The following is an 11697-nucleotide window of genomic DNA, read 5'->3' on the forward strand; positions in this document are numbered from 1 at the left end:
CTCGCCCTCACTACCAAAATCAGGCCACAAAGCAATCGACAGTGGACCGGAAGGGCGCTATTGCGCTTGTTTCAAACTCGGCGCATGCGAAAATGCGCATAAATCGGAATTGTCCATGCTTGGTATATTGAGAAACGCGGCGGGAACCTGGGTCGCGAAAACGCTGCTTTCGCTGCTTGTGGTGAGTTTCCTCGCATGGGGTATATCCGGGCGACTGATGGGCGGTTTTGCCGGCCACGATTCGGTAATAATCGCTGGCGGCACCAAGGTGTCGATCAACGAATTCCGTCTCGCCTATGACCGCCAGCTCGCGGTCATGTCGCAGCAGTTCGGCCAGCGTCTTACCCACGAACAGGCAAAGGGGCTCGGCATCGACAACCAGGTGCTGGCCCAACTCGTTTCGGGGGCCGTTCTCGACGAACAGGCACGCAAGCTGGGCCTCGGCCTCTCCAAGGACCGGCTGGCCGAGCTGACGCGCGAAGATCCGGCCTTCAAGGGCCCTGGCGGTCAGTTCGACAGGCGAACCTTCGACTATATGTTGCAGCAGATCGGCATGCGGCCCGAGGATTATCTGAAGAACCGTGCCCAGGTGGCGGTGCGCCAGCAGATCGTCGAGGCGGTCTCGGATGGCCTCAAGGCGCCGGACACTTTCTTCAAGGCGGTCGCGCTCTATCGCGGCGAAGACCGCACCATCGACTATTTGACGCTGCCCAAGGCACTGGTCGAGCCGATCGAGGCGCCGTCCGCCAGTGTGCTTTCGGCCTATTTCGACGCAAACAAGAAGACATACGCGGCACCCGAATACCGCAAATTCTCCTATGTCCGCCTCGAACCGGTCGACATCATGGATACGACCGCCGTCACCGACCAGCAGGTCAGCGACGACTACAACAAGAACAAGGCGCGCTACACGACGCCGGAGCTGCGCACCATCGAGCAGCTTGTGTTCAAAACGCCTGACGCGGCCAAGGCCGCGCTCGATTCGCTCAAGGCCGGCGCCACCTTCGACAAGCTCGTCACCGCGGAAGGCAAGACCCCGGCCGATACTTTGCTCGGCACGCTGGCCAAGGACAAGATCGCCGACAAAGCGGTCGCCGACGCGGCCTTCGCACTCAATGCCAATGAAGTCAGCCAGGTCGTGCAAGGTGCCTTCGGTCCGGTGCTGCTGCGCGTCACCGAAATCAAGCCCGAGGTGGTGAAGCCGCTGGCCGAAGTGTCCGACCAGATCCGCAAGGACCTGGCGCTGGGCGAGGCAAGCCGCATCCTTCTGGATGTGCGTGACAATTATGAAGACACCCGCGCCGCCGGCGGCTCGCTGGCCGACGCCGCCACCAAGCTGAAGCTGAAGGTCGTCACCATCGACGCCATCGATCGCAGCGGCCTGAGGCCTGACGCAAGCATCGTCAAGGACCTGCCGCAATCGCCGGAGCTGATCAAGGCTGTCTTCGACGCTGAACCCAACACTGAAAACGACGCTTTGACCACGGCGGACAACGGCTTCGTTTTCTATGAGGTGGCTTCCGTCACACCGGCTCGCGACCGCACACTGGACGAGGCTCGCCAGAAAGTCGTCGCCGACTGGACCGCGGCCGAAACAACCAAGCGGCTCGCCGCCAAGGCAGACGAGCTTGAAAAGCGGCTCAAGGCCGGTGTCACGCTCGACGTCATCGCCGGCGAACTGAAGCTGGAAAAGCAGACCAAGCGCGGCGTCAAGCGCGAGGCCGACGATGTCGACTTCGGCAAGGAGGGTGCGGCAGCCATGTTCGGCGTCGGCGAAGGCGGCACCGGGCTGATCCCCTCGCCCACCGGCGACGGACAGATTCTGTACAAGGTCGCCGAAGTCTTCGAGCCCGCCGGGGCTGACGCCAGCTCCGTGCCGGACGACGCACAGAAATCCTTCACCTCCGGCATGTCGGACGATCTGCTCGACCAGCTGGTGGCGCAGTTGCAGACGCAATACGACGTTCGCATCGACCAGGCCGCCGTCGCCCAAGCCTCGACAAGATGAGCGCGCTGAAAACCCATATCGCCAAGGTCGCGACCGGAAGCGCGCTTTCCTTCGAGGAAGCGCGCGAGGCCTTCGATATCATCATGTCGGGTGACGCAACCCCCGGCCAGATCGGCGGCTTCCTGATGGCGCTGCGCGTGCGCGGCGAGACGGTGAGCGAGATTTCCGGCGCCGTTGCCACCATGCGCGCCAAGATGCTGCGTGTCGACGCGCCCGACGGCGCCATCGATATCGTCGGCACCGGCGGTGACAATTCCCACAGCGTCAACATCTCGACCGGGTCGGCGTTTGTTATCGCCGGCAGCGGTGTGCCGGTTGCCAAGCACGGCAATCGTGGTCTGTCGTCGCTGACAGGGGCCGCCGACGTGCTGATCGCGCTCGGGATCAAGATCGATATCTCGCCGGAAACGATCGGCCGCTGCATCCATGAGACCGGTCTCGGCTTCATGTTCGCGCCCGCGCACCATCCGGCGATGAAGCATGTCGGTCCGACCCGCGTCGAGCTCGGCACCCGCACCATCTTCAATCTGCTCGGACCCCTCTCCAATCCGGCTGGCGTCAAGCGGCAGATGGTCGGTGTGTTCCTGCCGGAATGGATCCTGCCGGTGGCCGAGACGCTGAAAGCGCTGGGCGCCGAGCATGCCTGGGTTGCCCATGGCGACGGCTATGACGAGATCACCACCACCGGCGAGACGCAGGTCGCCGAACTGATCGGCGGCGAGATCCGCAGCTTCACGTTGACCCCTGAAGCGGTCGGGCTGGCGCGCCACACCAAGGACGAATTGCGTGGCGGCGACGCGGCCTACAACGCCCAGGCATTGCGCGATATGCTGGGTGGCGCTGCCGGCGCCTATCGCGACACCGTGCTGATGAATGCCGGCGCCGGACTGGTGGTGGCGGGCAAGGCGACGACGCTTGGCGACGGCATCGCGGCGGCGGCGCAAGCCATCGACAGCGGCCGGGCGTTGCAGGTGCTTGACCGGTTGATCGAGATTTCGAACGGATAGAGCGTGTCTGACATTCTTCGCAAAATCGAGGCCTACAAACGCGACGAGATCGCGGCGGCAAAGGCACGCGTGCCACTGGCCGAGATCAAGGCGCGGGCTAAAGATGCCGACGCACCCCGCGGCTTTCTTACGGCGCTCGAGACGAGGCGCAAATCCGGCGCCTTCGCGCTGATCGCCGAGATCAAGAAGGCAAGCCCCTCCAAGGGCCTGATCCGCGCCGATTTCGACCCGCCGGCATTGGCGCAGGCCTATGCAAAAGGCGGGGCCGCCTGTCTTTCGGTGCTGACCGACGCGCCGTCTTTCCAGGGCGCGCCCGAATTTCTCACCAGGGCGCGAGCCGCAGTCACCCTGCCCGCTTTACGCAAGGATTTCCTGTTCGATCCGTATCAGGTCTACGAAGCCCGCGCCTGGGGCGCGGACGCCATCCTGATCATCATGGCCAGCGTCGACGACGCCCTGGCGAGCGACCTCGAATCGACGGCGTTCGAACTCGGCATGGATGCGCTGGTCGAAGTGCATGACGAGGCCGAGACGCAGCGCGCGCTGAAACTGTCGTCGCGGCTGATCGGCATCAACAACCGCAATCTCAGAACATTCGAAACCAGCCTCGAAACTTCGAAGCGGCTGGCGTCGATGGTGCCGGCCGACCGCTTGCTGGTCAGCGAGAGCGGTATTTTCTCGCACGACGATTGCCTCAGATTGCAAAAGAACGACATCGGCACCTTCCTTGTCGGCGAAAGCCTGATGCGGCAACAGGACGTCACCACGGCGACGAGCCTGCTCCTGACGGGCAAGGCGCCGGCAGAGGCCATCTGACGATGACGGCCGCCCTCACCCATCTCGGCACGCAGGGCGAGGCCAACATGGTCGATGTCGGCGACAAGGCGGAGACGACGCGTACCGCAATCGCCGAGGGTTTTGTCGCGATGCGCCTCGAGACGCTGACCATGATCCTCGAAGGCAACGCCAAGAAGGGCGATGTGCTCGGCACCGCGCGCATCGCCGGCATCATGGCGGCGAAGAAGGCGCATGAATTGATCCCGCTCTGCCATCCGCTGCTTCTGACCAAGGTTTCCGTCGACATCGAGCCCGACCATGCTTTGCCCGGCCTGAAGGTCACCGCGCTGGCGCGTGTCACCGGCAAGACAGGCGTCGAGATGGAAGCGCTGACCGCCGCTTCAGTGGCCTGCCTGACCATCTACGACATGGCCAAGGCGGTGGACCGCGCCATGATCATCTCCGGCATCCGGCTGGTCGAAAAGACCGGTGGCAAGTCTGGCGACTACAAGGTGGGCGCCTGATGGCGCTGGTTCCGGTCGCAGAGGCGCTCGAACGCCTGCTTGAGGGTGCGGCACCTTTGGCTGGCGAAGAGGTTCCTCTCCTCGAGGCCGTGGACCGGGTACTGGCCGAGCCCGTCATCGCGCTCCGGACACAGCCACCTTTCAATGCCTCGGCCATGGACGGCTACGCGGTGCGTGCTGCCGACGTGGCGTCGGTGCCGTCGCGACTTTCCGTGATCGGCATGGCGCCGGCCGGGCGCGGCTTTGACGGCACTGTCGGCATGGCACAGGCCGTGCGCATCTTCACAGGTGCGCCGCTGCCTGACGGCGCCGACACCGTCGTCATCCAAGAGAATGTCAGGGATCTCGGTGGTGGCGATATCGAAGTGACCCAACCGACGGCGGAGTGGCGCAACATCCGCCGCGTCGGCCTCGACTTCTCGAAAGGCGATATCCTGCTGGAAAAGGGCCGCGTGCTCGACCCGGCGGCATTGTCGCTGGTGGCATCGGCCAACCATCCCCGGGTCAACGTGGTGAAACGGCCACTGGTCGCCATCATCGCCACCGGCGACGAATTGTTGCCGCCCGGCAGCGAACTCGGGCCGGACCAGATCATCTCGTCCAATGCCTATGGCGTCGCGGCGGCGGCACAGTCGGTCGGCGCCCGCGCGCTCGATCTCGGCATTGCCGCCGACCGCAAGGAGGCCATCGCCGCGCTGGTGCAGAAAGCGGTCGCGGCCGGTGCGGATGTCATCGTCACGCTGGGCGGCGCCTCGGTTGGCGACCATGATCTGATCCATGACGTGCTGACCGGTGAAGGCATGCAACTCGGCTTCTGGAAGATCGCCATGCGCCCCGGCAAGCCGCTGATGTTCGGCCGCCTCGGCGATATCAGGTGCATCGGCCTGCCCGGCAATCCGGTGGCAAGCCTGGTTTGCTCGCAATTGTTCCTGAAGCCGCTGCTGGCGCGGCTCGGCGGCCGCGAACACCGCCAGGACATTCGTCCGGCGCGATTGGGCGCCGCAATGCCGGCCAATGACTTGCGCCAGGACTATGTGCGGGCGGTGGTCCGGGACGATCACGGCGCGTTGGTGGCAACGCCGTTCGGCATCCAGGATTCCTCGATGCTCAGAATGCTGGCCGACGCCAACGGGCTGATCGTGCGGGCACCATTTGCCCCGGCGTCGGCCGCGGGTGAAGCCTGCAGCGTGCTGATGCTGCGCTGACGATTCGCCAAACAAGCCATTGATAAGAAACGAAAATAAACTCGGTACTATTCCGAGATCAAGGCATGGGTCAGCGGATGCGCCGGATCGGCAAGACCGTCGACGATGCTGTAATGGTGCCGGTCGGGCTCGACCACGGTGCTGGTCGCCGCGCCGAGGCCGGTCCAGATATTGGCAAGCAAGGCGTTCTGGCGCAGGAATTCGGCACGTTCACCACCACCGGCCCAGCAGGTGATGCGGGCACCATCCATCGAACGCAGCAGCGCCGGGCTTTCGGCCAGTGCCTCGGGCTCGTCGATAGCCAGTGTCGCGTTCATCTCGGTTTGCATGATCGGGCGGAGGTCGTGGACGCCTGAAATCGAAACGACGTGGCGTATGCGCCTCGCCACATCAGCCGCCAGCGGTGTGGTTGTCGTCACCATGCGGCTGGCGAGATGGCCGCCGGCCGAATGGCCGGTCAACATCAGCGGCCCGTCGACCAGTCCTGCCGCCTTGCCGATCGCCGCGCCGATCTCCTGGACGATGCCGGCGATGCGGATTTCCGGACACAGCGTGTAGGAGGGCATCGCCACCGCAAAGCCGCTGCTGACCGCGCCGTTGGCGAGATGCGACCAGAAACTCTTGTCGAACGCCATCCAGTAACCGCCATGGATGAACACCACCAATCCCTTGGGCGTAGTGCTGGGAAGAAAGAGATCGAGCCGATTGCGCCGCCCGCCGCCATAGGCGATGTCGAGCCGTGCCCGGCCCTCTGCCGAAAGCGCGTCACGAAACGCTTGCGCTGGCTCTACCCACGCGGCCGGCCAGCGGTCGCTGCCGGCGATGTTCGCGCCGTTGGCATAGGCGTTGTCCCAATCGGCAATGCGATGTTCGAGCATCTGCACCCTCCCCCGAAACGGCATCGTTTCCCCGCTAGCAATGGCCACCGCCACGCCATGCGTCAATGCTCCAGGACAAAAACATTTTAGGCTTGAAACAAATTTCGACTGGTGCGATCCTGCCCTGACGAACAGCCGACAATGGGAGGTCTGCTGGGCTGCCCAAACCTGCAGATGTCCGCCCTTCGGGTGGCGCGTCGTCGAGCAAGGTGCCTCTGGCGGCACGAAGCCTCCCCTAGAAGCAGGAATTTCAAATCCACCACCAGCCAGAAGCCTCGTGCACTGGCCAGGCAGCAGACAGGATAGCGGCGACATGCTTGGGCCTTCAGCGCATATCGACACGTTCACGCGCGATCACCTGCCGCCGCCCGAGCAATGGCCGGACTTCCTGCTCGATGGTTTCGACTATCCCGAACGTCTCAACGCCGGCGTCGAATTGACCGACAGGCTGGTCGAGAAGGGCCTGGGTGACCACACCGCGCTGATCGGCAATGGCCGCCGCCGCACCTACAAGGAACTGTCCGACTGGACGAACAGGCTGGCCCATGCGCTGGTCGAGAACTACGGCGTGAAGCCCGGCAACCGGGTGCTGATCCGCTCGGCCAACAACCCCGCCATGGTCGCTTGCTGGCTGGCTGCCACCAAGGTCGGCGCCGTGGTCGTCAACACCATGCCGATGCTGCGCGCCGGCGAGCTTGCCAAGATCGTCGACAAGGCGGAAATCACAATCGCGCTCTGCGACACCAGGTTGATGGACGAGATGACCGCCTGCGCCAAGGACAGCGCGTTCCTCAAGCAGGTTATCGGCTTCGACGGCACCGCCAACCATGATGCCGAACTCGATCGCGCGGCCCTCGACAAGTCGGTTGTTTTCAGCGCCGTCAACACCGGCCGCGACGACGTCGCGCTGCTCGGCTTCACCTCGGGCACGACAGGCGTGCCGAAGGCGACGATGCATTTCCACCGCGACCTCTTGATCATCGCCGACGCCTACGCCCGCGAAATCCTCCAGGTGACGCCGGACGACATCTTTGTCGGCTCGCCGCCGCTGGCTTTCACCTTCGGCCTTGGCGGTCTCGCCATCTTTCCCCTGCGCTTCGGGGCGGCGGCGACGCTGCTCGAACAGGCGACGCCGCCCAACATGATCCACATCATCGAGACCTACAAAGCGACCATCTCCTTCACCGCGCCGACCGCCTATCGCGCCATGCTGAAGGCCATGGATGAGGGTGCAGACCTGTCATCGCTGCGCGTCGCTGTTTCAGCCGGCGAAACCTTGCCTGCTCCGGTCTTCGAGGAGTGGACGCAAAAGACCGGCAAGCCGATCCTCGATGGCATCGGCGCCACCGAAATGCTGCACATCTTCATCTCCAACCGCTTCGACGACATGAAGCCTGCGTCGACCGGTAAGCCGGTGGGCGGCTACGAGGCGCGCATCGTCGATGACGAGATGCGCGAGGTGCCGCGTGGCTCGACCGGCAGGTTGGCAGTGCGTGGGCCAACCGGCTGCCGCTACATGGCTGACGACAGGCAAAAGGAATACGTTCGCGACGGCTGGAACCTCACCGGCGATACCTTCAGCCAGGACGAGGACGGCTTCTTCCATTTCGCCGCGCGCTCCGACGACATGATCGTCAGCGCCGGCTACAACATTGCCGGACCCGAGGTCGAGGCGGCGCTGCTGGCGCATCCGGATGTCGCCGAATGCGCTGTCATCGGTGCCGAGGACGCCGAGCGCGGCCAGATCGTCGAAGCGCATGTCGTGCTTGTGCAAGGCGTGGAGCCAGACGCAATGACCATCAAGCGCCTGCAGGACCATGTCAAAGCGACGATCGCGCCCTACAAATATCCGCGATCGGTGAAGTTCATTGCTGCGTTGCCCAAGACGCAGACCGGCAAGATCCAGCGCTTCCGGCTGCGCACGGAGAAAATCAATTGAGCGAGCCATACGATCCGGCCTCCGAAGGCGCACAGATGTCGTTCAAGGAGCGCATGTCCTACAGCGACTATCTGCACCTGGAGAAAGTGCTGGAGGCGCAGACGCCGCTGTCGTCGGCGCATGACGAGATGCTGTTCATCATCCAGCATCAGACCTCCGAACTCTGGATGAAGCTCGCTCTGCATGAGATCGGTGCCGCGATCCGCTCGATCCGCGCCGACCGCCTCGAGCCGAGCTTCAAGATGCTGTCGCGCGTCGCCCGCATTTTCGAGCAGTTGAACAACGCCTGGGACGTGCTGCGGACGATGACGCCCAGCGAATACACCGAGTTCCGCGACGCGCTCGGCCAATCCTCGGGTTTCCAGTCCTGGCAGTATCGCGCCATCGAGTTCATGGCCGGCAACCGCAACCTCGCCATGCTCGGCCCGCACAAGCACCGGCCGGATCTCAGCGGGAAGCTTGAGGCTATCCTGGCCGAGCCATCGCTCTACGACGAAGCGCTGCTGCTGCTCGCCCGCAACGGATTCGACATCGGCGCCGACGCCAGGCGCACCGACTGGCGTGAGACGCGCACCGAGAATGAAGCGGTCCTGGTTGCCTGGCAGACAGTCTACCGCGATCCGCAGCGCTACTGGATGTTCTACGAACTGGCCGAGAAGCTGGTCGACTTCGAGGATTATTTCCGCCGCTGGCGCTTCAACCACGTCACCACGGTCGAGCGCATCATCGGCCTGAAGCGCGGCACCGGTGGCACGTCGGGTGCGTCCTACCTGAAGAAGATGCTTGAGGTCGTCCTGTTTCCAGAGCTCTGGACGGTCCGCACCCGTCTCTGATCTGTCTTTGCTTTGCGTATGTCGTTGTCCCAAAACCGCGGCGCACTTTTGGGCGACACACACTCACGTGACCGCAGCCTTGACCTCGAAGCGCGCGTCCTGCCAGGCGCCGGTGCGCAGGATGTCTTCCAGCACCTCGACCGCCTGCCAGACATCCCTGTAGCCGACATAGAGCGGCGTGAACCCGAAGCGGATGGTCGAAGGCGCGCGGAAATCGCCGATCACACCGCGTTCGATCAAGGCCCGCATCACCTGATATCCGTTGGGGTGAATAAACGACACCTGGCTGCCGCGCTCGTTGCCGTTACGGGGGCTTTCGAGTTCTAGCCCGTAGGCGCTGCACTTTGTTTCGACCAGCTGGATGAACAGGTCGGTCAGTGCGATGCTTTTCTTGCGCACCGCCGTCATGTCGACATCGTTCCAGACGTCCAGCGCGCCCTTGAGCGCCCGCATCGACAACACCGGCTGCGTGCCACACAAGAACCGGCGGATGCCGGTGCCGGCGGCATAGGCCTGTTCGAAGGCGAAGGGCCGCGCATGCCCCCACCAGCCGCTGAGCGGCTGATAGACATCATCATGGTGGCGCTTTGCGGCATAGATGAAGGCCGGCGAACCCGGGCCGCCATTGAGGTACTTGTAGGTACAGCCAATGGCGAAATCGGCATTGGCGCCGTCGAGCTCGACCGGCAAGGCACCCGCCGTGTGGCAGAGATCCCAGACGATCAGCGCACCGGCCTGATGGGCCCTGCGCGTCAGCGCCGCCATGTCGCGCAACTGGCCGGACTTGTAGTTGACATGGTTGACCAGGATGACGGCGACGCGCTCGTCGATAAGCGCTTCAATCTCAGGCGCATCGACGCCCTCTAGCCGCAGCGTCGTGCCCGGCCGCGTCGAGGCAACGCCCTCGGCCATATAGAGATCGGTTGGAAAGCTGGAGCCCTCGGCGACGATGACCGACCGGTCCGGCCTCATCGCGAGCGCCGCATGCAGCACCTTGTAGATGTTGATCGAGGTCGTATCGCAGACCACAGTCTGGCCGGCCGCGGCCCCGATCAGGCGCCCGAGTTGGTCGCCGAGCTCGACCGGCATGTCGAACCAGCCGGCGGTGTTCCAGGCACGGATGAGATCCTGCGCCCATTCCTGTGTCGCGGCCTTGTTCAGTTCATCGAAGACGGCGGGTGAAGCCGCGCCAAGCGAATTGCCGTCAAGGTAGATCACCCCTTGCGGCAAGACGAAGCGATCGCGCATGGAACGCAGCGGATCCGCGGCATCCATCGCCTCGATTGCAGCGAGATCGAGAGTTGCATTCATGGTCGACTATCCCCGCGCATGAGCGTGCTCGATGAACATATCAGGTGAAACCGTTGGGCGATCATGGGCAGTCCCGTGGGCGCTGTCAAACATTATATATAATTTACGCAATGTGAGGCTTTCATATATAATCACCATCCGAGGGATGGACGACGATGCTGGACGACGAGCACTTCTCGAAAACGGAAGCAGCCTACAGGCTGCTGCGTCGCGATATCCTCACCACCCGTCTGAAGCCCGGCGCGCCACTCAAGCTCAGCGCGTTGCGCAACAGCTACGGCATTGGCTGGACACCGTTGCGCGAAGCGCTGTCGCGGTTGGAGGCCGAGCGCCTGGTGACCGCCATCAGCAATCGCGGCTTTGCCGTCGCTCCGGTGTCGCGCTTCGAACTGGAAGACCTGTCACGCGCCAGGTTGGTGGTTGAACTGCCTCTGCTCCAGGAATCGATCGAGAAAGGCGGCCGTGAATGGGAGGACATCGTCGTCGCCGCCCATTACCGGCTGTCGCGTTGCAAGACCGCGGTCGACGACCCGTCCGACGCAGTGGTCGACGAGTGGGATGAAAAACACGAGGCTTTTCACGCGGCACTGCTCAGTGCGGCAACATCCCCCTGGCTGCTGACCTTCCATTCCACGATCGCGGATCAGTTGCGTCGCCATCACCGCTTTCTCGGCCTGGCACCAACCTTGCGGGCGGCCGCCGGCCTGCAGCATGGCTATGAAGAGGCCATGGAGGCGTTGCGCCAGGCTGTCGCGATCGAACATCACACGGCGCTCATGCAGGCGGCGCTGGATCGCAACGTCGAGCGTGCGAAGGCGCTGATGACCGCTCATATCGGCTATACGCTGCATGTCTATGTCCATGCCGGTAAGGACAATATGAACACGCGATGATCTGCCGTTCGACAAGGACAAAGACCAAGGGAGATCTGCCATTTCTCTGACGAAAGTTGGCATTTTGGCTTCGTTTCGTTCACGGCAGCTGAACGAGACGTGAAAGTGGAAATGCCCCCAATCGAGGTCTGTCGGCAGCTGATGCCAAACCTCGCCACGAAGTGGGCCACAGGCCATTAACCAAAACAATTTCAATGCAGGCCAGTGCGCCGCGGCGGCAGGGGGCCCTCGATCGCGGCTCACCGCCGCGCGCCAATGATTTCAGCCGCCTTAACAAATTCATTAAACTTTAAACGGTTGCGGAACACAACTGGAACAGATA

General features: G+C 63.4%; 10 protein-coding genes. 8 read left to right on the forward strand and 2 right to left on the reverse strand.

Annotation, left to right across the window (positions count from 1 at the left end; all coding sequences use genetic code 11):
- Positions 1-115: 115 nt before the first annotated feature.
- The 5 genes from ACFFNA_RS06945 to ACFFNA_RS06965 are packed head-to-tail and all read left to right on the forward strand — an operon-like array spanning position 116 to position 5521.
- Complete coding sequence (locus ACFFNA_RS06945; RefSeq protein WP_111546549.1) at positions 116-2008, forward strand: SurA N-terminal domain-containing protein; 1893 nt, start codon at positions 116-118, stop codon at positions 2006-2008.
- Positions 2005-3015 (forward strand): anthranilate phosphoribosyltransferase, encoded by a 1011-nt coding sequence (gene trpD / locus ACFFNA_RS06950; RefSeq protein ID WP_378916888.1) that lies wholly within the window; start codon positions 2005-2007, stop codon positions 3013-3015. The genes ACFFNA_RS06945 and trpD overlap by 4 nt, the downstream gene beginning before the upstream one ends.
- Positions 3016-3018: 3 nt before the next feature.
- Positions 3019-3831: an indole-3-glycerol phosphate synthase TrpC gene (gene trpC, locus ACFFNA_RS06955; RefSeq protein ID WP_378916890.1), complete on the forward strand. Its 813-nt coding sequence runs from the start codon at positions 3019-3021 to the stop codon at positions 3829-3831.
- A gap of 2 nt (positions 3832-3833) precedes the next feature.
- Positions 3834-4316, forward strand: a complete 483-nt coding sequence (gene moaC, locus ACFFNA_RS06960) for a cyclic pyranopterin monophosphate synthase MoaC (protein WP_378916893.1) — start codon at positions 3834-3836, stop codon at positions 4314-4316.
- Positions 4316-5521 (forward strand): molybdopterin molybdotransferase MoeA, encoded by a 1206-nt coding sequence (locus ACFFNA_RS06965; RefSeq protein WP_378916896.1) that lies wholly within the window; start codon positions 4316-4318, stop codon positions 5519-5521. Before moaC ends, ACFFNA_RS06965 begins: the two co-directional genes overlap by 1 nt.
- A gap of 47 nt (positions 5522-5568) precedes the next feature.
- On the opposite strand, the gene ACFFNA_RS06970 is transcribed toward ACFFNA_RS06965, so the two are convergent.
- Positions 5569-6399, reverse strand: a complete 831-nt coding sequence (locus ACFFNA_RS06970) for a hormone-sensitive lipase (RefSeq protein ID WP_378916899.1) — start codon at positions 6397-6399, stop codon at positions 5569-5571.
- A 313-nt stretch (positions 6400-6712) separates the two neighbouring features.
- Here ACFFNA_RS06970 and ACFFNA_RS06975 point away from each other — a divergent pair, with 313 nt between their 5' ends.
- Both ACFFNA_RS06975 and kynA read left to right on the forward strand, forming a co-directional pair.
- Positions 6713-8338, forward strand: coding sequence for an AMP-binding protein (locus tag ACFFNA_RS06975; protein WP_378916901.1), 1626 nt, complete (start codon positions 6713-6715; stop codon positions 8336-8338).
- Complete coding sequence (kynA, locus tag ACFFNA_RS06980) at positions 8335-9171, forward strand: tryptophan 2,3-dioxygenase (RefSeq protein ID WP_111546544.1); 837 nt, start codon at positions 8335-8337, stop codon at positions 9169-9171. Before ACFFNA_RS06975 ends, kynA begins: the two co-directional genes overlap by 4 nt.
- Before the next feature lie 63 nt (positions 9172-9234).
- Here the strand turns inward: kynA and kynU are convergent, their stop codons facing one another.
- Positions 9235-10482 carry a kynureninase gene (gene kynU / locus ACFFNA_RS06985; protein WP_378916904.1) on the reverse strand — a complete coding sequence of 416 codons (1248 nt, stop codon included), beginning with the start codon at positions 10480-10482 and terminating at the stop codon, positions 9235-9237.
- Between the two features lie 155 nt (positions 10483-10637).
- Between kynU and ACFFNA_RS06990 the strand changes: the two genes are divergently transcribed.
- On the forward strand, positions 10638-11375 hold the full coding sequence (locus ACFFNA_RS06990) for a GntR family transcriptional regulator (RefSeq protein ID WP_378916907.1): 738 nt from the start codon (positions 10638-10640) through the stop codon (positions 11373-11375).
- The last annotated feature ends 322 nt before the right edge of the window (positions 11376-11697 follow it).

Source organism: Mesorhizobium kowhaii (assembly GCF_042431665.1).
Lineage (GTDB): Bacteria > Pseudomonadota > Alphaproteobacteria > Rhizobiales > Rhizobiaceae > Mesorhizobium > Mesorhizobium kowhaii.

What these genes read in the sequence shown, in the direction of transcription:
- ACFFNA_RS06945 (WP_111546549.1), top strand. Translation starts at nt 116, where the DNA reads ATGCTTGGTATATTGAGAAACGCGGCGGGAACCTGGGTCGCGAAAACG.
- moaC (WP_378916893.1), top strand. Translation starts at nt 3,834, where the DNA reads ATGACGGCCGCCCTCACCCATCTCGGCACGCAGGGCGAGGCCAACATG.
- ACFFNA_RS06970 (WP_378916899.1), bottom strand. Translation starts at nt 6,399, where the DNA reads ATGCTCGAACATCGCATTGCCGATTGGGACAACGCCTATGCCAACGGC.
- ACFFNA_RS06990 (WP_378916907.1), top strand. Translation starts at nt 10,638, where the DNA reads ATGCTGGACGACGAGCACTTCTCGAAAACGGAAGCAGCCTACAGGCTG.
- ACFFNA_RS06975 (WP_378916901.1), top strand. Translation starts at nt 6,713, where the DNA reads ATGCTTGGGCCTTCAGCGCATATCGACACGTTCACGCGCGATCACCTG.
- ACFFNA_RS06965 (WP_378916896.1), top strand. Translation starts at nt 4,316, where the DNA reads ATGGCGCTGGTTCCGGTCGCAGAGGCGCTCGAACGCCTGCTTGAGGGT.
- kynU (WP_378916904.1), bottom strand. Translation starts at nt 10,482, where the DNA reads ATGAATGCAACTCTCGATCTCGCTGCAATCGAGGCGATGGATGCCGCG.
- trpD (WP_378916888.1), top strand. Translation starts at nt 2,005, where the DNA reads ATGAGCGCGCTGAAAACCCATATCGCCAAGGTCGCGACCGGAAGCGCG.